Consider the following 22,239-nt stretch of genomic DNA (forward strand, 5'->3'; position numbering starts at 1 on the left):
ACACCGAGATGGGCGATGCTGCGCAGCCCCGGGCTGGGCGGGTGGGCGATGCCGAGGGTGTCGTAGATGTCCTGGCTGTGCGCCCACGTCTCCATGAGCCGCGCGGTGGCAGACGATGCAATGCTCATTTCCGGACCGAACCAGGGAATCCTGCGCTTGGGATCGTCGACGGCGATCGCGGCGAGCAGGCGGCGGCGGGCTTCGACGAACCAGTCGAGGAGGGTCTCAGGCGTGAGAATCCGGTGATTTTTCGCGATCCGGTCGGGAAAGTCCATGCCGTCGGCCATAAGTTTGTCCGCTTGTGTACGGAATTCGCCGGGGTCGGTGAGCGCCAGCACGGTGGAGTCGTCGAAGAACGCCAGATGCGACACCTGGTCCTGAATGCCCCAGCCCCTTGCCGGTGTGGGCCAGCCCCACTGCTCGTAGGTCAATGTCGTCAGCAGCTCGGCGAGCCCATCGGATTCGTGACGCAAGTCGGCCAACAACTTGTCGTAGTCCAGAGTCATCAGATTCCCTTCCAGACCGGAGCCCGTTTGTCCACGAACGCCCGCATGCCCTCTTGTGCGTCGGCGCTGCGATAGACGGGTTCCCAGATGGCCTCCGCGCGGTCAAAGGCTTCACTCAGCGGGAATTCGGCGGTCAGCACGGCTGTCCGCTTGCCGGCTGAGAGCGACAGGGGAGCGTTGTGCGCGATCTGTTCTGCGAGATCTTGAACGACTCGTACAAGGTCGGCTGGCTCGGTGAGTCGGTTGACGAAGCCGATTTCGTACGCACGTGCTGCTGACAGCGCAGATCCAGTCAAGACGAGTTCCATGGCGATTCGACGCGGGATCATCAGTGGAAGCGGGACCGCCCACGGCGAGCCGCGGCCGACCTTGGCCTCGGTGATCGCGAATTTCGCGGTTGTCGACGCTACGCACAGATCACACGTTTGGGCCAGCAGGAAGCCCCCGGCGAACGCGACGCCGTTGACCGCCGCAATTGTTGGCTTTTCGACGGTGATGTTGCGCCCGAACTGAGGAACGAAATCGATTGGTGGGACTGCTAATCCGGCTGTCGACATCTCTTTGAGGTCGCCACCCGCGCAGAACGCCTTGTCGCCTGCGCCGGTCAATACCAGCACCTTGGCGGTGTCGTCGTCGTTGAATCGGCGTACGCCGTCGAACAGGCCGTCGCGCACGGCCTTGTTCAGGCTGTTGTGGGCGTGCGGCCGGTTGATGGTCAGCCAGGCCACACCGTTGCACAGCTGGTAGTCGACGCTCACAGCGGCCTCATGCCTCGCCGTCCTGGACCACCGCAAGCACCTGGCCGGAGTCGACCTGGTCACCCGCGGTTACAGCGATGGCAGAGACGATCCCATCCACAGGTGCGCGCACGGTGTGCTCCATCTTCATCGCCTCGAGAACGACGACCGGCGTGCCCGCGGTGACCTGTGTGCCCTCGATGACCTCGATGCGGACCACCGATCCGGGCATTGGGGCCAGTAGAGAGCCCGGCTCCTGGGTCGCAGTTGGGTCCGGGAACCGCTCGACCTCGTGCAAGGTGGTTGAGCCGAGCGCGCTGTCAATGAAACACGTTGTCCCGCAGCTATTTACTCGGTACTGGCGCCGTACCCCATCGATTACTGCGTCGACCACCGTGGCAGTCGCCGACAGGAGGCGCACGTCCGGCTGCCAGCCATCCACCGATGCGGTAACACTGCCCCGCTCGAATCGGTAGCGCACTTCGAGGATGTCGCCAGCCACGGTGTAGAACACGGTCTGCGGCTGACTGGGCAGGGTGCGCCAGCCCGACGGCAGGCCGGGCAGGATCGACGTGGTTTTCCGTCGTGCCGCCTGGGCCGCGAGAGCGGCTGCCAAAGCGTGGATTCGGATCGCCGTCGAATCCTGTGCGCAGGCCATCAGCTGGACACAATCGTGTCGCTGTAGATAGCCGGTATCGATTGCGCCGGAGCGAAACTCGACTTCCCGAAGAATTCCCAGCAGCAGGTCGCGGTTGGTGGTGACGCCGTGTATGCGGGCATCACGCAGCGCGCGCGCAAGCCGTCGACACGCCTCGTCGCGGGTACGTCCGTGAGCTATGACCTTGGCCAACATGGGGTCGTAGAAGGTGCTGACGTGCGAGCCGGACGCGAACCCGGCATCCACCCGGATGCCGGGCATGCTCGGGAACGCCAGCGTTTCGAGGGTCCCGGAGGCGGGAATAAACCCAGCCGCAACGTCTTCGGCGTATAGCCGCACCTCGATGGCATGGCCATCCGGCACCGCATCGAGCATCTCGGCCGGCAGCGGCTCGCCCGCCGCGACCAGCAGTTGAGCCCGCACGAGGTCGATGCCGGTGACCAATTCCGTCACCGGATGCTCTACCTGCAGGCGGGTGTTCACCTCGAGGAAATAGAACGAACCGTCCTGGGCCATCACGAATTCCACAGTGCCGGCACCCTCGTAGGCCAGCGCCTTGCCTGCCGCGACCGCCGCCCGGCCCAGCTCATCGCGCAAGGCCTCGTCAACCGCGGTGGACGGCGCCTCTTCGATGATCTTTTGGTAACGGCGCTGAATCGAGCACTCTCGTTCGCCTAGATGGACGACGGTGCCGTGCCGGTCGCCGAAGATCTGCACCTCGATATGGCGCGGTGCCTCGACGAACTTCTCCAGAAACACGGTGCCGTCGCCGAACGCCGATGCCGCCTCGCGGCGTGCGCTGGTCACAGCCTCCTGCAGCGCTTGGGAATCAGTGACAATGCGCATGCCTCGGCCGCCGCCGCCGAACGCCGCCTTCACCAGGATCGGGTAGCCGATCGTCGCCGCGGCCTCGGCTAGCAGGGCCGGATCCGCGTCGGCATCGCTTTCCACTGTCGCGCCGGGTAGCACTGGAACGCCGGCGGCACTCATCATCTCCTTGGCCGCGATCTTGGAGCCCATTGCACTGATCGCCGCCGGACTCGGGCCGACGAAGATGACACCGGCTTCGGCGCAGGATCTAGCGAATTCAGCATTCTCAGAAAGGAATCCGTAACCCGGATGTACCGCATCGGCCCCGGTGCGCTTGGCGGCGGCGACCACGAGGTCGGCGCGTAGATACGTGTCGGCTGGCGCAACACCGGGCAGGTGCACGGATTCGTCGGCCAGCTGGACGTAGGGTGCATCACGGTCGGCGTCGGAGTGCAGCGCAACCGTGGTGATGTCCATTTCGCGCGCCGTGCGGATAATCCGGGCGGCGATCTCGCCACGATTTGCGATGAGCAGCTTGTTGATCACGATCCTCACATCCTGAAAACGCCGAAGCCGCGGCGGCCCTCGACGACGTTCGAATGGGCCGCCGACAGGCTCATGCCCAAGACCGATCGAGTGTCGCGGGGATCGATCACCCCGTCGTCGTAGAGCCGGCCCGACACGAAGAACGAGTGCGATTCGCGTTCGATCTGTGCCTCGATCTCCGCGGATCGCTTGGCGTCGGCCTCGTGGTCGAAGTCGCGTCCGGCGGCCTTGGCGGCGGCCTTGCCGACGATCGAGAGCACACCCGCCAGCTGCTGCGCTCCCATCACGGCGAGCTTGGCGTTGACCCAGCTGAACATGAACCGGGGGTCGTAAGCGCGACCCGACATGCCGTAATTGCCCGCGCCGAAGGATCCACCCATGTTGACGGTGATGTGCGGGACGGTGCTGTTGGTGACGGCGTTGATCATCTTTGCGCCGTCCTTGATGATGCCGCCCTGCTCATATTCGGTGCCGACCATGTACCCGGTAACGTTCTGCAGGAAGATCAGCGGAGTATTGGTCTGGTTGGCCAGCAGGATGAATTCGGTTGCCTTCTTTGACTCTTCGGAGAAGAGCACCCCACGGGTGTTGGCCAGAATGCCGACCGGGTAGCCATGTATGGACGACCATCCGGTGGCAATGCTGGTGCCCCAGCGCGGTTTGTATTCGGAGAATCGTGAACCGTCCACGGTGCGCGCGATGACCTCGCGTGGGTCGAAGGGGATTCGCGAATCGCCCGAGGCGATGCCCAGCAGTTCCTCAGTGTCATAGAGGGGTTCGTCGGCCGGCTGTGTGGGACCTGGACCGAGCTTGCGCCAGTTCAGGTGCGCGACGATGTCTCGGCCGATCCGGATGGCGTCGCGCTCATCGCCGGCGAAGTAGTCTCCGAGGCCCGAAACACGGGTGTGCATATCGGCGCCGCCCAGCGACTCATCGTCGGCGTCCTCGCCGGTGGCCATCTTCACCAGCGGTGGTCCGCCGAGAAACACCTTGGCTTGCTTGTCCACCAACACCGCGTAGTCGCACATGCCCGGTACGTACGCGCCACCGGCGGTGGAGTTGCCGAACACCAGCGCGACGCTGGGTATGCCTAGCGCCGAGAGCTCGGTCAGATCATGAAAGATCTTGCCGGCATGCACAAACAGCTCGGACTGTGTGGGTAGATCGGCGCCACCGGACTCCACGAAATAGACCACCGGAAGTCGGTTCACTCTTGCGATCTCGAGCGCGCGCAGGTTCTTGCGCAGCGTGTATGGGTTCATCGTGCCGCCACGGACGGTGGGATCGTGCGCGATGATCACGCATTCGATGCCGGACACCACCCCGATGCCGGTGACGATCGCGGCGCCGACGTTGAACTCTGTGCCCCACGCCGCGAGGGGCGATAGCTCCATGAACGGAGCGTCGCGGTCGACGAGCAGTTCTATCCGTTCGCGTGCAAGCAGCCGGCCACGATCGCGGTGGCGCTTCACATAGCGTTCCCCGCCGCCGCTGGCCACCAGCCTCAGTTCGCCGTCGAGTGCGGCTACAGCCGCGGATTGCATGTCAAAGTTGGCCAGGTACGTCGACGACGTGGTGTCGACATCTGAACGTAAGACCGACATCAGGCCCCTTCGCGCTGGCGGCTCGTTAGACGCGGCCGCACAGAGATAGTGAATGATGAGACGCTAAATGAACGAGAGCGAAACAGAAAGGGCATTCCGATAGTCACCTCTGTCTGGGGATATAACCGATCCTGGGGGAGGAGAATCGTACGTCTAGAGCGATACACCGGTCACTAGCCCTTGTCGTAGGTCGTGGCGTGCCTGCCGGTACTCCTGCGCGAGGGTGGTCACGAGTTCGGAGACGGAACACACCGCAGAGACGGAGGAGACACTGTGCCCAGCGCTCCAGGCGGTCCGGTTGCTCAGCAGCCGATCTTGCTCGAAGCCGGCGCCGGTCGTCACATCGGCCGTGGTGTTGTCGACGCTGTCGAGCCAGCGACCAAGCAGGCTCGCCGGAATCCCACCGACCCGACTGGACAGCCGCACGTCGTCGAGTGTCGAATCCACAACTGCCTGCCGATAGGAGTCGTCCGCCATGCTCTCCGAGGCGGCGATGAAACGTGTGCCGAGATAAGCCAAGTCGACGCCGAGGATTTCCGCGGCCAGCATCGAGCGGCCGTCGCCGATCCCGCCCGCGAGCACCAGGGGGCCGTCGTAGTGGGCACGCACCGCCCGGACGAACGCGAAGGGATTGGCCCAGCCCGTCTGTCCACCGGCACCGGCGGTCAGGAGGACGAGTCCGTCGACGCCGCTATCCAGTGCCCGGCGGGCATGCTCGAGGCTCGCAACGTCGGCAAATACCCGCGCGCCGAAGTCGTGTATCGGTTCGACGACCGCTTTTGGTGAGCCGACGCTGGTAATCACCAACTCGACGCCGCGGCGCGCTAGGCAGTCCAAGTCGGCATGCAGGCGTCCATTGCTTCTGTGGACGACGAGGTTTGCCGCCACCGGTGCGCAGAGTGGTGACAACGCGTCGCCCATTCGTGACAACCAGTCATCGAGCTCGCGAATGCTCGATGCGTTGTGTGTCGGAAACGCCCCGATGACGCCGTTGCGGCACGCCTCTAGTACCAATTCGGGGCCGGATACCGCCGTCATGGGTGCCGCGATCGCTGGGATTTTCAGCCGGCCTGCCCAGGGTGTGTTGCGCGGCATTCCCTTCGCCCTCCAGCCGTAAATCCGTTAGTGAATTGAGAATAACTAATGCCTCCTGGCCGATGTCAACTCGGGCCCGTTCCAAAGCGCCTCGGGTTGGACATCCTTCGAAGTAATAGCCGGTTACGGGCGGGGTTTGACAAAGTGATGCACGTCACCAATGATGGGCACACTAGTAAATCGCGGCCCGCATCGGCAGCGTCGCAGAAGGAGCAGTCCCATCGGCACCGGTCTGTTACCCGAGACAATGGGGTTCGCCGCATTGGCGGATCGGCTGGCTGCAATGAGCGCTGCGCATTCGCAGTCTGCGCGAGACTCCGCCGAGCGGCTCAGCGACGCCTGTGGTGCCCTGTTGGAAGCACTCGCCAAGGTCCGCGGGGAAGCTACGGCCCACTCGACCATTGACCTCGCCGCACGACAGTTGTGCGGAACCGGCGTCTTCGACCGGGTGATGCTTTCCCACATCCGCGGCTCGTTGTGGATTCCTCAAGCCATCTACGCGGTAACTGCCGACGGCCGGGTAGTACTCGAAATCGACTGTACCCTAGACCAACTCGAGATACCGCTGGCATCGCCCCTGATCGAAGCGGAGGTCGTGCGTCGTCGTCTACCAGCACTAGTGCAAGACGCTCAACACGAGCCGCGGGCGTACCTGCCGCTGTTACAGCGCACCGCAACCCGGGAGTACGCGGTGGCTCCCGTGGCCGGTGCATCTACCGTGGTCGCTCTGTTGCACGTCGACAATGTCCGTCGCGATAGGCCGATGACGACCATCGACCGCGACCTGCTGCGGATGTTTGCCGACGGTGTCGGAGTGGTCTTCGAGCGCGTGGGACTCGCCGAACGTGCCGAAGACCAGCGGCATATCCTCGCGGAGGCCTGCGAGGCCACGATGCGTACGCTGGACGATCCTGACGCCGGCTCAGCCCAGGCCGCCTTTACTGTGTCCGCCGTTACGGCCTCTGCAGTGCGCTCGCCGGCGTCGTCGGGGTGGCAGAGTCTGGACCCGCCGCGCGACTCCAGCAAGTTCTCCCGGCTAACCACAAGGGAGCGGGAAGTGCTGCGCCTGCTGGCAAGTGGGGCGACCAACGCTGAACTTGCGGATCGACTGACGGTGGCCGAGAGCACCGTCAAGTCGCATGTAAAGCACATCTTGCACAAGCTGGCGGCGCGCAACCGTGCCGCCGCCATTGCTTGGTATCTGAGGGAGTACCGCATCGACGAACGGCGCCAAGGATGAGTGTCTCGATCGGCACGGATAGTTCTCGTCCCACGTCGGTGCGGCTCAAGAGCGAATGGTGGACGTCTGAGATCGACCTCGTGGAGCGGCTTGCTGCGTTGCGTGAGCAGACCCACATCGAGCTGGGTGATGGGCAGGTCTTACCCGATGTCGAGTGGGATGCGCCGTGGCGCTCAGCCGAGGTGATATCGACGCTCACCCACCTCTCTATCGATCGGCTGCGCGCCACCCCGAGCAGAAATGTTGAAGGCGCACAACGCCTCTGCGATCTGATCCTGAAGCTGCAGCAGCTCGCCATGGACTGGTACGTGCACGATACTGCCGCGCGAGGACAGCGGCTGGCTGACTGTGCGGCCGGGCTGAGCCGGCTACGTACCATGCCTAACTCCGCGGCCCTGATGGACACTGCATGCGAAGAACTGGTGCTGCGGTGCGGATTTCACCGCGCGGTGCTGTCAAAAGTGGAAAGCCGAGGCTGGAAACCGCTCATCCTGCACGAGCGTGGCGAGGCCGCCGTCGGGTCGTGGTTCACCGAATGGCAGAACCAGAGGGTGCCATTGGTGGACGACGCGCCGGAAGCCGAAATGCTGTCGCGCCGACGGCCATCGCTGGTCTACGACACCAGCAACGCGCCCGTCTACCGGCCCTTGATCGTGCAGGCCGGACGCTCGCGGTCCTATGTAGTTGCTCCACTGGTGCATGGCCAAGACGTCATCGGATTCCTGCACACGGACCACCATCCGCTGCCGCGCCGGGTCGATAAGGCCGACCGGGATGTGTTGTGGGCCTTCGCCGACGGCTTCAGTCACATCTACGAGCGCGCGGTGCTGCTCGAACGGATACGCGCCCAGCGGGAGAGCGTTCGTGATCTGTTCTTCGGGGTCGTGGGCCGAATCGACGAACTATGCGAATCGGGCATCGACGCCGCCCGGCCGGTCGGCGACGGCGATCAAGCAGGGTTCAATCCCGTCGGCCCCACCGTCGAGCTTACCGAGCGGGAGGCCGAGGTGTTCGCGTTGATGGTGACTGGAGCAACCAACCAGGCCATCGCCGACAAGCTCGTCATCACCGAAGGAACTGTTAAGTCGCACGTCAAACACATCCTTCGCAAGTACGGGGCCGTCAACCGGGCACAGGCCATCGCTTGGGCACTCACGCATCGCTGACTTCGATCGGACTGGTGCCCAGATAGGTGCCGTCGTGGTACACCAGCGGTGGCTGGATGCGGTCGGCGTCGGCGCAATGCGTGCGGGTGACCAGGCCGATCACCAGGGTCGAGTCGCCGGCGGAGATGAATTGAGAGACCGTAGCGCGCACCCACGTCGGCGTAGTGTGCAGCAACGGTTCACCAGTCTCGAGCGCGGTCCACGTTGCCGGCTCCGCAAAGCGGTGCTCGGCACTGCGCGAGAACCGCTGGGCAAGCTCCAATTGATGTTCTCCGAGGAGATGTACCACAACGGAGTCGGCTGCGCGCAACGCCGCGATGCTCGAAGACGCGTGGGAGATGTTGAACGACACCAACGGTGGCTCGAGGGACAGCGATGCGAACGACGTCGCCGTGAACCCGACGGGACCGGTCGGTGACATCAAAGTGATGATCGCGACCCCCGCCGGATGGCGCCGCATCACGCTGCGATAGTCGGCTGCGTCGACAGTCATGCGGGCCGGCACCGGGCGGCAATTGGGGTTGGCGACATCGTCTGGAGGTCCGGCAGCACCTCGTCCCAGATGAGGTCGACTTCGTCGGAGCCGAGCAGCGGCACCACGACCGCCCCGTCAGCGATGCCGAGCACGTGGATGTCGGCGATCAGTCCGGCCAGGCCGGCCGGCGTCCCGACGTACAGCATGGCGCTGCCGCTCTCGACCCGGCCGGCCGCCGCGAAGGACGCCCTCGCCGCGCCGGCATTCAGGGCAATGACGGCTTCGATGTCAACCAGCACATCGACGCCGGGTCGTTCCTCCCGCAGCGCGGCGACTTGGTGGGCGGCCGCGCGCAGGTCAACGGCCCGGACGCGCGCCACCTCGCCGGGAGAGTCCAACCACAGCTGCTCGCCGAGTGCGACGCCGATCCGCAATGGACCGGGCGGTGTGAGGTCGAAGTCGGCCATTGTCGCGTCAGGACCGTTCCGGATCGATCACAATCGCAAAAGCCTTGTTCGCGATGCCACCCGATCGGTCCACCGAAATGAACTTCTCCTCGACGTACTCATCGAGCGCATTCGGCCCGCCTTCGCGGCCCAAACCGCTTTCCTTGTAGCCGCCGAACGGGTAGGCGGGATGGATGACGTGCCAGTTGTTCACCCACACCATGCCGGCCTCTAAACGCCGAGCCACGTCGAGCGCTCGCGCCTCGTCGCCCCAAACCCCAGCGGACAGACCGTAATTGGTATCGTTGGCCAATTTGACTGCCTCGTCGACGGAGTCGTAGGTGAGCACCACCAGCACCGGGCCGAAGACTTCCTCCCGGGCGATCCGCATGTCGCTGGTCACGTCGACGAAGATGGTCGGCTCGATCCAGTAACCCTTCTGGAAGGCCGGCCCTGAGGGGGACGACCCCCCAACAACAGCGGTGGCGCCCTCCTCGGCGGCTATGCGGAAGTGGTCGAGAATCCGGTCGCGCTGCGTGGCCGAAATGATCGGGCCCACATTCGTTGTCGGGTCCAGCGGGTCCCCGAGTTTGAGGGTCGATGCCCGCGCTACCAGCTTGTCGACGATCTCGTCACGCCGGCTGGCCGGGACGAGCAGCCGGGTGCCGGCTTCACACGCCTCGCCATTGTTGGCCATGCAGGCAAACAACGCTCCGTCGACGGCCATGTCGACATCGGCGTCGTCGAGGATGATGTTGGCGCCCTTGCCGCCCAACTCCAGTGTCACTCGTCGGATCGAGTCGGCCGACTGGCGCAGAATGCTCTTGCCCACGGCGGTGGAACCGGTGAATGCGACTTTGCGGACGCCGGGATGGCCTGACAGGTGCGCGCCAACCGGCTCGCCATCGCCAGTCACGACATTGAGTACTCCCGGCGGAATCCCGGCCGCGTCGAATTCGCGGGCAAGTTCCAGCGGCAGCAGCGGTGCATGCTCGTCGGGTTTGAGCACCACCGAGTTGCCCGCCGCCAGAGCCGGCCCGATCTTCCACACCGTGGTCAGCAGCGGGATGTTCCACGGCACGATCGCCGCGACCACACCGATCGGCTCACGCACCACGATGCCGTCGGCCTGGACCGGTTCAATTGCGGGGCCTTTGCTTTCCCACTCGTAGCCCTGGGCGATGGCAGCCAAGTACTGCAGCTGAGCCACCGACAAGCCGACATGTAACGCGCCGGTGATGCGGACGGTCGCGCCGTTCTCGCGGGATTGAAGCACGGCGAGCTCTTCGCCGCGCGCGGCCAACCGCTCGGCCACCGTGTTGATCAGCGCGGCGCGGTCGGCCGGTGGAGTGCGACGCCAGGCGCCCTCATCGAATGCACCCTTGGCGGCGGCCACCGCGGCGTCGACGTGGTCAGCGGTGCCCTTGGCGACCGTAGCGACCAATTCTTCCGTGGCGGGACTGCGGATCTCGTACAGATCGTCGCTGTCTATCCACTTGCCGTCGATGTACATCGAGTAGTGGTTGGTCATGAACGGCTCCTTGCTTGTCAACCGATCTGGCGGGCCCGGCCCTGCCAATGCGGTTTGCGGATGGCTTGCTTGTCGACCTTCCCGGCCGGGTTGAGTGGCAACTCATCGGTGAACAGCACCGACTTGGGGGCGCAGACGCTGCCCAGCGCGCCCTTGACGTGAGTGATGAGCTCGGCCGCCAACGCTGGTCCGGTGATTTCACCCTCGCTGGCGACGACCAGCGCCAGCACCGCTTCACCCCACTTGTCGTGCGGTATCCCGATGACCGCGGATTGCGCCACTGCGGGATGGGTGGCGAGCGCGTCTTCGACTTGGCGCGGGAACACGTTGAACCCGCCGCTGACCACCATGTCCTTTTTGCGGTCGACGATGTAAAGGAAGCCATTCTCGTCGAGGTGCCCGATGTCGCCGGTGCGCACCCAGCCGTCGCGCAATGTCTCCGGATTACGTTGGGGATCAAGGTAAGTCAGCATCTGTCCGAGTTGGTGGGAGCAGATCTCACCAACCTCGCCCACCGGCAGTTCGCCCCCGTCGTCGTCGCAGACGCTGACCTGCACTTCGAACATCGGCCGTCCCGCCGAGGACAAGCGCGCGACCCAGTCGTCGGCGGGTTCACCGGCCTGCTGGACATGGTCGTTCTTTCGCAGACTGGAGATGTAGCCCTGTTCGGTGCCGGCGTAGGTCTGGATGAAGATCGGTCCGAACACGTCGAGGGCTTGGCGCAGCCGTTCCGGGGCGATCGGCGCGCCGGCATAGACGATGGTCCGCAGCGAGGACAGATCGGCCTCGGCGCGGCGTGGGTGATCAAGCAGTAGGTAGATGATGGTCGGCACTACCGCGGTCGCAGTGATTCGGTGGCGGTCGATGCTGGCGAGTAACTGGTCCACCTCCAGCCCGGGCAGCATGACGTTGGTGCCGCCGCGGACGAACGTTGGCATGACGAAGATCTGGCTGAAGTGGGTCAGCGGGGCACCGTGGGCGAACACCTCACCGAACTCGATATCGCCGATCTCAAGGCCGGCCGAGATGCTGTAGTAGCTCCAGGTGTAGTGCGAGTTGACCACACCTTTGGGTTCGCCGGTGCTGCCGGAGGTGAACACCACATACGCATCGTCGTGCTCGTCGATGGTGACCTGCGGGCGGGTGCTCGACTGAGCATCCACGAGTTCGGCGAAGTCCAACGCGTCCACTTGCGTCGCATCCGGCAGACCGACCCGAATCAGGTTCTGCAACTTGGGTAGATCGTCCCTGATAGCTGCCACCGCGGATTCGAACTTGGCGTGGTAGATCAGCGTAGTGGCATCGGTGCGGGCCAGGTTCGAGTGGAAGCCGCCGGCGGCGGCGCGGGTCGGCATTTGCACCAACACCGCGCCGGCCGCCCAGATACCATGCTGCGCCGGGATGAACTCAAGGCAGTTGGGCATCAATAGCCCCACTCGTTCACCTCGCTGGACGCCGGATGCGATGAGTGCGTTGGCAATCCGGTTACGCCAGCGGCGCAGCTCCAGATAGGTCACGCTGCGGTCGGCGTCGACGATTGCGGTCCGCCCGGCGTAGTAGGTGCAGGCCCGGTCGAGTACGTCGGGCAGCGTGCCCCACATGCCTTGGCGTGCAGTGCTCATTGTGCCAGTGCGGCCGGGTCAAACCCTTCGACCCAGTACTCCGGGGTCACGATCGGCACGCCGAGTTCCTGTAGCACCGGGGTGTCGTTCCAGTAGGTGGTCTCGCGGGCGATCTTGCCGTCGGAGTCGAGTTGATGCCACGTGATGCCGCGGGTGTTCAATGTGCGCCCGTCAACGGGCACCCCGTGGTAGGTGGCCATCCCCTCGCCGGTCCAGTCCCAGAGGATCACGACTGCGGGATTGCCGTGGATCCCGGCCAGCTCGAACGCCTCGGTGGCGGTGAAATTGTGGATGCCCACGCCGTTCCCGCTGTCATTGTTGGCGAACGGGGCCAGCCGGGGTTCCAGTTCCGCCTTGGTGATGGCGGTGTCCACGACGTGGTCTGAGTCCGCGTGGTCGTCGTATACCAGGTCGTCGGCGTACATGTCGACCGCGGCTGCGGTGTCAGAGTTCAGCAGGCCGACCCACCGGGTGGCATGGTCCGTGGCGAAGCTCATCAGTGTTCCTCTCAGACCAGGGCCGGTGACTTGGCGACTGCGCTTGGATCTACTGGGAGACCGAGATCGCGCACGGCGGTCACGACGTCCCAGAAGCTCTCTTCGCGTGTGATTCGTCCGTCGGTGTCATAGATGTGGAAGGTGATGCCGCGAGTCCCAGGCACCTTCCCGTTGGTCGGCACGCCTACGAAGGCCGAAGCCGTCGGCGCCTGCCAGGTCCAGCGGTAGATCGCGGCGCGCTCATCGCCGACGACTTCGTCGATACGAAAATTGTTGATGCCGATGCCATTTTCGGTATCGGCGTTGGCGTATGGGGCAAATACCCGCAATAGCTCCTCCTTGGAGGTGACGCTCTGCCCCAGGATGGGATCCTCGAAGAGGAAGTCGTCGGCGTACAGCGCGACAACGGCTTCGGGACTCTCCCGGAAAGCTTTCAGCCACTTGACGGCAAATGTATGGCTCATGATGGTCTCCTCGCTGGTCGTGCGAACCGCAGCCGACGTTATTTGCCCCGCCGGCCGGTCACGACTACCGACGGGAGGAAACCGACTGCCCCATGGGGGGAGACTGCCCCCCGACGTTGGACCGAGTTACCCCCTGGGAGGGGTGTGGTTCGCCGCTGGTGTCGGCAGCATCGAACGAGATTCCAGCACGATCGATATGGAGCGGACATGCTGCAACAAGACATGACAGACGACGAATTCGAACCGTATTTCGCCAAGGCTCAAGACGTCTCGACGTTCTTTCGTGAGATCGGGCCGCGCTACGACGAGGAAAGCGCCTTCGCCTACCCGTCAATCGACGTCTTCAAGAAGTCAGGGCTCGGTGCACTGCCGGTGCCAAAGGCGTTCGGTGGCCCCGGAGGCAACATCCTGCAGGTGTCGAAGGTGGTGTCCGAGCTTTCGCGCGGCGACTCGGCGATCGCCCTGGCCTACAACATGCACTACATCATGGTCGGCATTGCGGGGAACCTGATGACCGAGGAGCAGAACAAGTATTGGCTCGGTCGAGTGACCGACGGCGAACTGATGTTTGGGCCCTTTTCCGAGCAGCGCGCAGGCTTTTCCGGCCTGGCCGATGTCCAGGCGGTGCCGCAGAAGGGCGGCGGCTGGAAGATCTACGGCAAGAAGACCTGGGGCACACTGTGCGAAGCCGCCGACATCATCACGACCAATGCCACCGAGACGGACGCCGACGGCAACCTTCCTGACACGTTCGACGGCCGGGTCGCGGCCGAAAAGCTGTTTATCGGCGAGTTCAAGGTCGACGAAGACGGCGTCGGCGACGGCATCCGAATCGAGAAGACTTGGAATGCATTGGGCATGCACGCCACCGGCACGCAGACCATCGTGTTCGATGGATACTTCGTGCCGGAGGAAGGTTTTGTCGCGCCGTGGCGCGCCGGCGCCTTCGGCACGCTCGAGTGGGCTTCGCTGATGTTCGCCAGCATTTACCTCGGTATGCAGCAGCGGATCCTCGAGGAGTCCGTCGCCACCTTGTCGAAGAAACACCTCGGTGCAACGTTCGGCGCGATCGTGGCCGCCGACACCGAAGTGAAAAGCGTCGGCCACATCATCGACGGCATCGGTGACATGGCGTCGCGGGTGGAGGTGTCGCGGCGGGTGCTGTATCAGACGTGCCAGGAGCTCGTCGACGGTAAGGACAAGAATTGGCCGGCGGAGCTACGGTTCCCCTACCTAGGCCTGGCCAAAACATTGATCGCCGATAACGTAATGCACATGTCGCGGCATGCGATGAGCATGGTCGGCGGTGCATCGTTCCGCAAAGGGACCGTCTTCGAGCGGCTGTACCGCGATTCGGCAGCGTCGATGTTCCAGCCACTCAACGCCGATCAGACGCGGACTTTCATCGGGGAGTTCTTGCTGAACGCCGCTGCAGCACAGCGCTAGTCGGCGCTCTTGATCCCCTCGACGACGGCCGCCCGGGTGGTGTCGTCGAGGGGATAGGGCGTGTAGAGCGTGAATCGGTCGACCAAACCGCCGAAGCGGGTAACGAGCGCAGCGCCAATATCTTTGGGTTCGCCGACGACGGCGAATGCGTGCAGTATCTCGTCGTCGATCAGCTCACGCATGGTGGCCCAGTCACCCCGTTTGGATAGCCGATGCAGTTCGCTATGGAGTTCACCCCAACCGTGTAGGTCGAGCACTGGCCGGTAGGCGGGAGTGGCGCCGTAGAAGGCGATCTGTTCACGGACCCGCCGCACCGCTTCGGTGTGTTCTTGGTCGTCGATGCCCGTGGCAACCAAACCGGGATAGGACATGGTGAAGTCGGCGCGAGTGCGTCCGCTTGCACTCAGGCCGGCCTCGACGATGGGCATCGTCACGGTGCGCAGGTAGCGCGCGGTCGTGAACCCATGCACGAGCACGCCATCGGCGGATTCGGCGGCGACTCGCGTCATTTTGGGTCCAACCGCGGCGAGCATCACGCGAGGCGGCCCGTACGGGTTCGGCTCCGGTCGAAACATCGGGGTCATCAATGTGTGCTGATAGTGCAGTCCGCGAAAGTCGAGCGCTTCTCCCGATTGCCAGCTACTCCAGATTGCTTGCAGCGCTTGGATATATTCGCGCATCCGGTCGGCCGGTGGCGACCATTGCATGCTGAACCGTCGGGTGATGTGCGCTTCGATTTGTGAGCCCAAGCCAAGCGTAAAGCGACCGCGACTGAATGTATTGAGGTCATTGGCTACCACCGCCATGGTCATCGGGCTGCGGGCGAATGCGACCGCGACCGCCGTACCGAGTTGAAGGACATCGGATCTGTCGGCGGCGAGCAGCAGCGGCAGGAACGGGTCCCTGCTGACCTCGGTCGACCAGACACCGTCGTAGCCGATCGCCTCTGCGGTGCAGATCTGATCTGCGAGCACCGCGAGGTCCGCACCGCCCGTTCCGTCAATTGCGCCGCCGATATTGCCGTCCACCTTCACGCGCCAAGCGTGACATGCGCACTCCTGCCCGGGACCGCCATCACTCTCTAGCGGGGGAGGCAAATACCCCTGAGTGGAGCCGTTCTCACGTGATCCAGCTCATACCTTGCTGAACATGCCGCCAATCGATCACGAATTGAATCTGACTACGCAAGCCATCCTGACGTATGGCAGTTGGGGACTCACCGCCGTCATCCTCGTGCTCGCGATCCGCATGGGCATGCGGGAGCGCACGCAGTTCTATGCGTTGATGGTGCTCGCCGTCATGGTCGGGGCATTCGTCGAGCCGCTCTACGACGTCGCGATGATGCTGTACTTCTACTCGACCGAGGGCATGTGGACCCATTTCACAGCGTTCGACATTCCCCAGCCGATCTGGACGCATAGCGGGTACGTGGTGCTGTATGCCAGTGCGGCCATCTACATCGCCCGTCAGATTGCGCGCGGCACTCTGACCCGCGGCAAGCTATTCGTGTGGGCGGGTGTCGCGTTTGCGATGTCGGCCGCATTCGAAATCTTCGCGATCAACGCCGGCGCCTACAGCTACTGGGGCCCCCACACCTTCCGAATCTTCCAGTACCCCTTGGTGATCGGTGTTCTGGAGGCCGCTCAGGTGATCTGTTTCGCGGTTGCCGCATCTGTGCTGCGGCAACGCGCGACACATCAGTGGCAGCTGCTTGGCCTGTTCGTGTTGTTCCCATCCACCTTCCTGATGGCGAACTTCGGCGGTGGATGGCCGACCATCATCGCGATGCACGCCGAACACACGTCCCCGCCGCTCATCGCAGCGGGCACGGTAGTCAGCCTCGGTTTCGCGGTACTGCTCGTCTGGGCGGCGGCGTCGTTCCTGCCGCAAGGATCAATCGGTGATGTCCAGGATCGCGCGCGCGGCCTCGGTGAGCAGCATCCGCAGCCGGTCCTCGGCAAGGCCGGTGTTGTGGAACAGCGGTGACTGGATCGCCCCGATAGCCGCATGCACCACGGTGCGGGCCTCGGTGTCGCTGAGATCCGAGCGAAGCTCATTGATCAGGTGAACCCACTCCTCCAGATACAACCGCTGCTTGCGACGGAGGCGCCGGCGGTCGTCGTCAGGCAAGTTGTCGATCTCCTTGTAGTACACCTGCGCGAGTTCACGATCACCGACGACAAACTCGACCTGACCGGCGATCAGTAGGTCCAGTGCATGGCCGAGATCGGTGGTCGTGTCGAGGATCTTCTGTTCGTCCCGCAGCAGTTCGTCGATCACCCGGTCGAACAGCGCGACCAGCACTGCCGATTTGCTGTCGAAATGCCGGTACACACCCGACCCGGTGATGCCCGCCGCAGCTCCGATCTCTGCGATCGATACTGCGTGAAATCCCTTGCGGGCCACCAGATCTGCTGCGGCCATCAAGATGCGGCGCTTGCGGTCAGGATCGCGGGTGCGCACGTGAGGATGCTCACGGAACGGTTCTGCGGATATGATCCACCTCCAAAGTGGCTGAATATTAGCATTTCTGCGTGTCATGAGCTGCCTATTCGGCATTTGATAGTGAATCGAGATTCTCTCTCTTATGCCCGCCCAGGGTCGTCACCCGGCAGGGCAGCTCTTGCGCCGACGTCAAATCCCCGCCGCAATCGACCGCGGATTTCGAGCTGCTAACGATTTAGTCGTGTCTCGGCGTCGACACTCGCGTAAATAACGTGACCATGGTCTGGTGGGAGGCGATGTCCCCCTCCGTGTCTTCTGCTATCCGCCTGGCTCTCGCCGCGGCGGCGTGTTCCGTTGCGCACGTTATCGGCCTGCCGTCCGCCATCGCCGCGCCCACCACCGATGGCCAGGGTTACGTCGACTCCACCGCACGGTGCACCTCGCCGGACACGATGATCGTCTTCGGCAGCACGGCGACCTCTCGCGTGGCGGTCTGCAAGACATCGGGCGGCAAGTACGAATACCGCGGCGTGCGGGTTAGCGATGGCGCCAAGCTGATCGTCCCCGCCTCGCAATCCGGCGACGGGAAGTTCGTCGCCGAGAACGACGGAATCACCTACACCGTGACGTCGAGCTCCTTGGTCGTCAGCGTGGGCACCCAGGTTATTCGCGATGAACCGATGGTGGATTTTCACGGTTCGCAAACGCCCAACGCGCCCGCAGGAACGTCGGCGCCTGCCGCGCCTCCGCCGACTACGACAACTCCGACGACTCCGTTGCCACCGCCTCTGCCCGCCGAGGTGGGTGGCGGCGGCCGCTAGCAGCTGTGAGCCAACGCAGAGCCAGTCGTGACTCTGACCGAGCCTTGAACAACGTCAGCGCCAAACAGAGCGACACCACGAGGTTGTAGGCGCTCAGCGCGCCGTACAGCAGTCTGTCCCGCGGATCGAATCCGAGCGCGCCTGGTGCGTGATGAGCGACCTTCAGTGCACAGACGATTGCCAAAACGGCCCAACCGCATGCCGTAACTGTGCTGAAGATCAGCGTTGTCCATCGGCCAAGGGAGGCCAGCAGTGCCAGTGACCCCACGGTCAGCAGGAGCCCTGCGTGCAGCGGCGTTACCTTGAGACCGAGCAGCGGTATGCCGTCCGCGCCGAAGCGCGTGTAGACCACCGACCAAGCCAGCGCGATACCGCCGAGGACGCCGAGGCCGAGTCCCTCGACCGTCAGCAACCCTTGAACCGCTTGGAAGCGCCTAGCCTCGCGCATTCCTCCAGCGTGCCGTGTAGTAGCGGGTTGTGGGTGAAACACAAGGTGATTGACAGCCGATGCGGCGCATCTCCACAAGAAACCAGCGCTGGCGGCCACTTCGAGCACAGCTCAACGCGATTCGCCGCAAGAATGCGCATGACATGCGGGATGGAACTTACTTCGCTGAGTGGGAATCGGTATCGTCTTGGCCGATGCGCCGCCGATTGAAGCAAACGATGGCAGTAGGGATTGCGTTGGTGGTCTCGGCTGCCGGCTGCAGCACGCACTCCGAGCCGGCGACGATGTCCATCACCGTGTTCGCCTCGTCGTCGATGATCAAGAGTCTGACCGCAATCGGTAAGCAGTTCGAGGCGGAAAATCCAGGTGATTCCGTCGAGTTCATCTTCGCAAGCTCCTCGGAGCTCTCGGGAGAGCTGACGGACGGTATTGACGCCGATGTCTTCGTATCGGGTGACCACGACAACATGTCAGCCGTTGCCAACGCCGGCCTCGTTGAAGCAACTCCGGCGGCCGTGGCGGCGAACAGTCTGGTTATCGCGACGGCCCCAGGCAACCACGGCAGTCTCGCGTCATTCGCGGACCTGGCTCGACCTGGCGTGCGTGTCGCCGTTTGTGGCGGCACCGGCACCTGCAGCTCGGCCACCCAGCAGGTCGAGGACCGGACGGCGGTGCGGCTCCATGCGCAAAACGTCGACACGACACCGACTGACGTGATCAAGGACATCATGAGTGGGAACGTCGATGCTGGTGTCGTTTTCAAGACGGATGCATTGAACGCCGGCGACAAGATTTCGTGGTTTGCGTTTCCCGAGGCTGCGGACGCGGCGGTCACGTCATGGATTGCGGCGATGAAGAATTCAGACCAGGCCGAACTTGCGTCGAAGTTCGTTCAAGACGTCACGAGCGTCGCTGGCAGAAAAGTATTCAACGACAACGGCTTCGCCGAACCAGACAAGAAGTTTGCGGGTTGAGGCGCCATGCCGACCGCCTCGAGGCGGGGCATCGCCGGCGCGGTGACCCACCTCGAAATGCACTTGGTTACAGCGGAATCCACATGCCGAAGAACCAGAAGCCCCAGCCGTTGCCGTCGCCGGCAGGCACCGGTGTCACCTGCTGACCGTTCCAATTGAACGGCTGGTGGTCAAAGCGGCCCTGGTCGATGCCACGATTGTGCCAGTCGACGGGCGCTGTCCCACGGTCGTCTCGATGGTCACCGCATTGCGGGATGCCCGGACGGTCGCAGCCTTGCCCTGGATCAGCATTGGCTGTTCCGATTCCGACGCCGAACAGTCCCGCAATTCCGATCCCCGCTGCCAGCGTCGATATTGACAAAACACGCTTGAAATCCATTCCCTCACTCCGTTTCTCGTGCATTCGGCAGTTCTGCCTCACGCGAAGTGACCGTACGGCGCAGACATTGTTTACCTCTGTGGTGGCGATGTGTGCTAGCTGTGCAAGCAGTAACGGATCGACAACCGTTTGCTATCAACGAGATTGAGGCAGCGCAAGCCGGGTTGGCTCGTCGTACCCGCGCAGGGTAACCGTGTCTCCCAAAGCCCAATGGGCACGCTCATTTTCGGCCGCATTCGCCACCGTGTCCGAGGACGCGATGAGACGGTTGTGCACGGATTTCGCCAGCTCGCACAGGCGGGCCGCCTCATTGACCGGTTCGCCGATCACCGTGTACTCGAAGCGCTGCTTGGTTCCGACGTTGCCCGCGACGACCTGCCCCGACGCCACGCCGATACCGGCCTGACACTCCGGAACCTCCGTGTTCAGTCGCTCGGCGATCCGCTTCGACGGGTCACAGTTTCCAGAACCCGGCCCAACCGGTGTGCGACGCCCTTGTTGGAGTTCATCCTGGCTTCAGCCTAAGTTGGTGACCCGTGCACTTATGGTGGTTCGCGTGCGTCTAGTGATCGCCCAGTGCACCGTCGACTACCTGGGCCGCCTCACCGCCCATCTGCCCTCCGCCCGTCGCCTGCTGCTGGTCAAGGCCGACGGATCGGTGAGCGTCCACGCCGACGACCGCGCCTACAAGCCGCTGAACTGGATGAGCCCGCCCTGCTGGCTGACCGAGGAGCTCGACGGGCCCGTGCCGGTGTGGGTCGTCGAGAACAAGGCTGGCGAGCAGCTGCGCATCACCATCGAGGAGATCGAGCACGACTCCAGCCACGAACTCGGAGTGGATCCCGGACTGGTCAAGGATGGCGTCGAGGCACACCTTCAGGCGTTGTTGGCCGAACACGTCGAACTGCTTGGCGCCGGATACACACTTGTGCGACGCGAGTTCATGACCGCCATCGGGCCCGTCGACCTGCTCTGCCGAGATGAGCAGGGCCGATCGGTGGCCGTCGAGATCAAGCGGCGCGGCGAGATCGACGGCGTCGAACAGCTCACCCGCTATCTCGAACTGCTCAACCGCGACACGCTGCTGGCTCCCGTCGCCGGGGTTTTCGCTGCCCAGCAGATCAAACCGCAGGCGCGAACGTTGGCCACCGATCGCGGGATCCGTTGCGTGACTTTGGACTACGACAAGATGCGCGGCATGGACAACGACGAGTTCCGGCTGTTCTGAGACACTGGAGGCTATGCCTCGGCGCCGCACACCCCGCCGGCAACGCTCGCTGGCGCCGTTGCCGGTGACGCGCCGGATCGAGACGGGTCCCGACGGATACGATTACGAAGTCAGGCCTATCGCGGCCGCGCGGGCGGTCAAGACCTATCGCTGTCCGGGATGTGACCAGGAAATACACTCGGGCACAGCGCATGTGGTGGTATGGCCCGCGAATCTCGGCGACGGTGCGGCCGACGACCGGCGTCATTGGCACACGCCGTGCTGGACGCATCGGGCAACGCGCGGCCCGACACGCAGATGGTCTTAGTGCTCGGCCTCGGCTGCGGGCTCGACGAGCTCGATGAGCACCCCGCCGGCGTCCTTGGGATGGATGAAGTTGATCCGCGAATTGGCGGTCCCGCGCCGCGGCGCGTCGTAGAGCAACCGGACGCCCTGCTCGCGCAACCGCTCGGCCAGTGCGTCGATGTCGCTGACGCGGTAGGCCAACTGCTGGATGCCGGGGCCGCGCCTGCCGATGAACTTCGCGATTGTCGAGGTCTCGTCCAGGGGCGACATCAGCTGGATCTGCGCACTGCCCTTGGGGGCGCCGCGGACCGACAGCATGGCCTCGCGTACGCCTTGCTCCTCGTTGATTTCCTCGTGCAGAACGATCATGCCAAGGTGGTCGTGATACCACTTGATCGCGACATCAAGGTCGGGGACCGCCAGTCCCACGTGATCGACTGCCGTCACAAGGGCGCTGGCGAGCGCAGGACGGGCGTCGACGTGTTCGGTGGTCATAACGTAACGGTAACCTTTAGCTGAATGTTCGCGGAATGTGTGATCGGCCACACGGCGCGGAACCCACACCACTGGAGGTAGCAAATGACGACGTCGGTGATTGTTGCTGGGGCGCGTACTCCGGTGGGCAGGCTGATGGGTTCGTTGAAGGATTTTTCGGGTAGTGATTTGGGTGGGTTCGCGATCAAGGGGGCGTTGGAGAAGGCCGGGGTGGCGGCGTCGCTGGTGGAGTACGTGATCATGGGTCAGGTGTTGACTGCGGGTGCGGGGCAGATGCCGGCTCGGCAGGCGGCGGTGGCCGCTGGTATTGGTTGGGATGTG

Annotated in this window: 24 protein-coding genes and 2 pseudogenes; 9 read left to right on the forward strand and 17 right to left on the reverse strand. The window is 63.9% G+C overall.

Annotated elements, in window-relative coordinates:
* The 5 genes from VJV41_RS14220 to VJV41_RS14240 all read right to left on the reverse strand — a co-directional run.
* Nucleotides 1–506 (reverse strand): maleylpyruvate isomerase family mycothiol-dependent enzyme (locus VJV41_RS14220; protein WP_325334729.1); only part of this gene is annotated, 506 nt, incomplete at its 3' end.
* On the reverse strand, nt 506–1,264 hold the full coding sequence (locus VJV41_RS14225; protein WP_325334731.1) for an enoyl-CoA hydratase/isomerase family protein: 759 nt from the start codon (nt 1,262–1,264) through the stop codon (nt 506–508). The genes VJV41_RS14225 and VJV41_RS14220, both read right to left, overlap by 1 nt.
* A gap of 7 nt (nt 1,265–1,271) precedes the next feature.
* Nucleotides 1,272–3,257 carry an acetyl/propionyl/methylcrotonyl-CoA carboxylase subunit alpha gene (locus tag VJV41_RS14230; protein ID WP_325334733.1) on the reverse strand — a complete coding sequence of 662 codons (1,986 nt, stop codon included), beginning with the start codon at nt 3,255–3,257 and terminating at the stop codon, nt 1,272–1,274.
* A gap of 5 nt (nt 3,258–3,262) precedes the next feature.
* A complete protein-coding gene (locus VJV41_RS14235) occupies nt 3,263–4,864 on the reverse strand; it encodes an acyl-CoA carboxylase subunit beta (protein ID WP_414684955.1) in 1,602 nt (533 codons plus the stop codon).
* A gap of 150 nt (nt 4,865–5,014) precedes the next feature.
* A complete protein-coding gene (locus tag VJV41_RS14240; protein WP_325334736.1) occupies nt 5,015–5,956 on the reverse strand; it encodes a nitronate monooxygenase in 942 nt (313 codons plus the stop codon).
* 283 nt (nt 5,957–6,239) lie between these two features.
* On the opposite strand from VJV41_RS14240, the gene VJV41_RS14245 reads away from it, so the two are divergent.
* Together VJV41_RS14245 and VJV41_RS14250 are read left to right on the forward strand one after the other, a co-directional pair.
* Nucleotides 6,240–7,196, forward strand: a complete 957-nt coding sequence (locus VJV41_RS14245) for a LuxR C-terminal-related transcriptional regulator (protein WP_325334737.1) — start codon at nt 6,240–6,242, stop codon at nt 7,194–7,196.
* Nucleotides 7,193–8,362 carry a LuxR C-terminal-related transcriptional regulator gene (locus VJV41_RS14250; RefSeq protein ID WP_325334739.1) on the forward strand — a complete coding sequence of 390 codons (1,170 nt, stop codon included), beginning with the start codon at nt 7,193–7,195 and terminating at the stop codon, nt 8,360–8,362. Before VJV41_RS14245 ends, VJV41_RS14250 begins: the two co-directional genes overlap by 4 nt.
* Here VJV41_RS14250 and VJV41_RS14255 read toward each other — a convergent pair.
* Genes VJV41_RS14255 through VJV41_RS14280 form a run of 6 tightly spaced genes read right to left on the reverse strand, consistent with a single transcriptional unit; the run spans nt 8,349 to nt 13,397 of the window.
* Entirely contained in the window at nt 8,349–8,855 is a 507-nt protein-coding gene (locus VJV41_RS14255) for a flavin reductase family protein (protein WP_325334741.1), read from the reverse strand. The two genes, VJV41_RS14250 and VJV41_RS14255, sit on opposite strands and share 14 nt — an antisense overlap.
* Nucleotides 8,852–9,304 carry a hypothetical protein gene (locus VJV41_RS14260; protein ID WP_325334743.1) on the reverse strand — a complete coding sequence of 151 codons (453 nt, stop codon included), beginning with the start codon at nt 9,302–9,304 and terminating at the stop codon, nt 8,852–8,854. The genes VJV41_RS14255 and VJV41_RS14260 overlap by 4 nt, the downstream gene beginning before the upstream one ends.
* Nucleotides 9,305–9,311: 7 nt before the next feature.
* Entirely contained in the window at nt 9,312–10,814 is a 1,503-nt protein-coding gene (locus tag VJV41_RS14265; protein WP_325334745.1) for an aldehyde dehydrogenase family protein, read from the reverse strand.
* A gap of 17 nt (nt 10,815–10,831) precedes the next feature.
* A complete protein-coding gene (locus VJV41_RS14270) occupies nt 10,832–12,415 on the reverse strand; it encodes an AMP-binding protein (RefSeq protein ID WP_325334766.1) in 1,584 nt (527 codons plus the stop codon).
* 17 nt (nt 12,416–12,432) lie between these two features.
* Nucleotides 12,433–12,933, reverse strand: coding sequence for a ketosteroid isomerase-related protein (locus tag VJV41_RS14275; RefSeq protein WP_325334746.1), 501 nt, complete (start codon nt 12,931–12,933; stop codon nt 12,433–12,435).
* A gap of 11 nt (nt 12,934–12,944) precedes the next feature.
* A complete protein-coding gene (locus tag VJV41_RS14280; protein WP_325334748.1) occupies nt 12,945–13,397 on the reverse strand; it encodes a ketosteroid isomerase-related protein in 453 nt (150 codons plus the stop codon).
* 207 nt (nt 13,398–13,604) lie between these two features.
* On the opposite strand from VJV41_RS14280, the gene VJV41_RS14285 reads away from it, so the two are divergent.
* On the forward strand, nt 13,605–14,843 hold the full coding sequence (locus VJV41_RS14285; RefSeq protein WP_325334750.1) for an acyl-CoA dehydrogenase family protein: 1,239 nt from the start codon (nt 13,605–13,607) through the stop codon (nt 14,841–14,843).
* On the opposite strand, the gene VJV41_RS14290 is transcribed toward VJV41_RS14285, so the two are convergent.
* Entirely contained in the window at nt 14,840–15,877 is a 1,038-nt protein-coding gene (locus VJV41_RS14290; protein WP_325334752.1) for an LLM class F420-dependent oxidoreductase, read from the reverse strand. The two genes, VJV41_RS14285 and VJV41_RS14290, sit on opposite strands and share 4 nt — an antisense overlap.
* Before the next feature lie 115 nt (nt 15,878–15,992).
* Here VJV41_RS14290 and VJV41_RS14295 point away from each other — a divergent pair, with 115 nt between their 5' ends.
* A complete protein-coding gene (locus VJV41_RS14295; protein ID WP_325334754.1) occupies nt 15,993–16,829 on the forward strand; it encodes a hypothetical protein in 837 nt (278 codons plus the stop codon).
* On the opposite strand, the gene VJV41_RS14300 is transcribed toward VJV41_RS14295, so the two are convergent.
* On the reverse strand, nt 16,737–17,267 hold the full coding sequence (locus tag VJV41_RS14300; RefSeq protein WP_325334768.1) for a TetR/AcrR family transcriptional regulator: 531 nt from the start codon (nt 17,265–17,267) through the stop codon (nt 16,737–16,739). The genes VJV41_RS14295 and VJV41_RS14300 overlap by 93 nt on opposite strands.
* A 317-nt stretch (nt 17,268–17,584) precedes the next feature.
* Between VJV41_RS14300 and VJV41_RS14305 the strand changes: the two genes are divergently transcribed.
* A complete protein-coding gene (locus VJV41_RS14305) occupies nt 17,585–18,109 on the forward strand; it encodes a hypothetical protein (RefSeq protein WP_414684956.1) in 525 nt (174 codons plus the stop codon).
* On the opposite strand, the gene VJV41_RS14310 is transcribed toward VJV41_RS14305, so the two are convergent.
* On the reverse strand, nt 18,042–18,557 hold the full coding sequence (locus VJV41_RS14310; protein WP_325334756.1) for a hypothetical protein: 516 nt from the start codon (nt 18,555–18,557) through the stop codon (nt 18,042–18,044). The genes VJV41_RS14305 and VJV41_RS14310 overlap by 68 nt on opposite strands.
* A 59-nt stretch (nt 18,558–18,616) precedes the next feature.
* On the opposite strand from VJV41_RS14310, the gene modA reads away from it, so the two are divergent.
* Nucleotides 18,617–19,531 carry a molybdate ABC transporter substrate-binding protein gene (gene modA / locus VJV41_RS14315; RefSeq protein ID WP_325334758.1) on the forward strand — a complete coding sequence of 305 codons (915 nt, stop codon included), beginning with the start codon at nt 18,617–18,619 and terminating at the stop codon, nt 19,529–19,531.
* 67 nt (nt 19,532–19,598) lie between these two features.
* Here modA and VJV41_RS14320 read toward each other — a convergent pair whose 3' ends face one another.
* Nucleotides 19,599–19,910 (reverse strand): hypothetical protein, encoded by a 312-nt coding sequence (locus tag VJV41_RS14320; protein WP_325334760.1) that lies wholly within the window; start codon nt 19,908–19,910, stop codon nt 19,599–19,601.
* Between the two features lie 135 nt (nt 19,911–20,045).
* Nucleotides 20,046–20,360 (reverse strand): annotated as a pseudogene (locus VJV41_RS14325) (adenylate/guanylate cyclase domain-containing protein); the annotation flags it as partial.
* A gap of 106 nt (nt 20,361–20,466) precedes the next feature.
* Between VJV41_RS14325 and nucS the strand changes: the two are divergent.
* Nucleotides 20,467–21,138 carry an endonuclease NucS gene (nucS, locus tag VJV41_RS14330; RefSeq protein ID WP_325334772.1) on the forward strand — a complete coding sequence of 224 codons (672 nt, stop codon included), beginning with the start codon at nt 20,467–20,469 and terminating at the stop codon, nt 21,136–21,138.
* 13 nt (nt 21,139–21,151) lie between these two features.
* Nucleotides 21,152–21,445, forward strand: coding sequence for a hypothetical protein (locus tag VJV41_RS14335; RefSeq protein ID WP_325334762.1), 294 nt, complete (start codon nt 21,152–21,154; stop codon nt 21,443–21,445).
* Here VJV41_RS14335 and mce read toward each other — a convergent pair.
* Nucleotides 21,442–21,918, reverse strand: a complete 477-nt coding sequence (mce, locus tag VJV41_RS14340) for a methylmalonyl-CoA epimerase (protein ID WP_325334764.1) — start codon at nt 21,916–21,918, stop codon at nt 21,442–21,444. The two genes, VJV41_RS14335 and mce, sit on opposite strands and share 4 nt — an antisense overlap.
* An 84-nt stretch (nt 21,919–22,002) precedes the next feature.
* On the opposite strand from mce, the pseudogene VJV41_RS14345 reads away from it, so the two are divergent.
* A pseudogene (locus tag VJV41_RS14345) lies at nt 22,003–22,239 on the forward strand (acetyl-CoA C-acyltransferase); the annotation flags it as partial.

The sequence above is a fragment of the Mycobacterium sp. genome (genome assembly GCF_035274705.1).
In the GTDB taxonomy this organism is placed as follows: Bacteria; Actinomycetota; Actinomycetes; order Mycobacteriales; family Mycobacteriaceae; genus Mycobacterium.

What these genes read in the sequence shown, in the direction of transcription:
- VJV41_RS14300 (WP_325334768.1), bottom strand. Translation starts at nt 17,267, where the DNA reads ATGGCCGCAGCAGATCTGGTGGCCCGCAAGGGATTTCACGCAGTATCG.
- VJV41_RS14250 (WP_325334739.1), top strand. Translation starts at nt 7,193, where the DNA reads ATGAGTGTCTCGATCGGCACGGATAGTTCTCGTCCCACGTCGGTGCGG.
- VJV41_RS14245 (WP_325334737.1), top strand. Translation starts at nt 6,240, where the DNA reads ATGAGCGCTGCGCATTCGCAGTCTGCGCGAGACTCCGCCGAGCGGCTC.
- VJV41_RS14335 (WP_325334762.1), top strand. Translation starts at nt 21,152, where the DNA reads ATGCCTCGGCGCCGCACACCCCGCCGGCAACGCTCGCTGGCGCCGTTG.
- VJV41_RS14295 (WP_325334754.1), top strand. Translation starts at nt 15,993, where the DNA reads ATGCCGCCAATCGATCACGAATTGAATCTGACTACGCAAGCCATCCTG.
- VJV41_RS14285 (WP_325334750.1), top strand. Translation starts at nt 13,605, where the DNA reads ATGCTGCAACAAGACATGACAGACGACGAATTCGAACCGTATTTCGCC.
- VJV41_RS14320 (WP_325334760.1), bottom strand. Translation starts at nt 19,910, where the DNA reads ATGGATTTCAAGCGTGTTTTGTCAATATCGACGCTGGCAGCGGGGATC.
- VJV41_RS14260 (WP_325334743.1), bottom strand. Translation starts at nt 9,304, where the DNA reads ATGGCCGACTTCGACCTCACACCGCCCGGTCCATTGCGGATCGGCGTC.
- modA (WP_325334758.1), top strand. Translation starts at nt 18,617, where the DNA reads ATGCGGCGCATCTCCACAAGAAACCAGCGCTGGCGGCCACTTCGAGCA.
- VJV41_RS14270 (WP_325334766.1), bottom strand. Translation starts at nt 12,415, where the DNA reads ATGTGGGGCACGCTGCCCGACGTACTCGACCGGGCCTGCACCTACTAC.
- VJV41_RS14305 (WP_414684956.1), top strand. Translation starts at nt 17,585, where the DNA reads ATGTCCCCCTCCGTGTCTTCTGCTATCCGCCTGGCTCTCGCCGCGGCG.
- VJV41_RS14240 (WP_325334736.1), bottom strand. Translation starts at nt 5,956, where the DNA reads ATGCCGCGCAACACACCCTGGGCAGGCCGGCTGAAAATCCCAGCGATC.
- VJV41_RS14275 (WP_325334746.1), bottom strand. Translation starts at nt 12,933, where the DNA reads ATGAGCTTCGCCACGGACCATGCCACCCGGTGGGTCGGCCTGCTGAAC.
- VJV41_RS14265 (WP_325334745.1), bottom strand. Translation starts at nt 10,814, where the DNA reads ATGACCAACCACTACTCGATGTACATCGACGGCAAGTGGATAGACAGC.
- VJV41_RS14255 (WP_325334741.1), bottom strand. Translation starts at nt 8,855, where the DNA reads ATGACTGTCGACGCAGCCGACTATCGCAGCGTGATGCGGCGCCATCCG.
- mce (WP_325334764.1), bottom strand. Translation starts at nt 21,918, where the DNA reads ATGACCACCGAACACGTCGACGCCCGTCCTGCGCTCGCCAGCGCCCTT.
- VJV41_RS14310 (WP_325334756.1), bottom strand. Translation starts at nt 18,557, where the DNA reads ATGCGCGAGGCTAGGCGCTTCCAAGCGGTTCAAGGGTTGCTGACGGTC.
- VJV41_RS14280 (WP_325334748.1), bottom strand. Translation starts at nt 13,397, where the DNA reads ATGAGCCATACATTTGCCGTCAAGTGGCTGAAAGCTTTCCGGGAGAGT.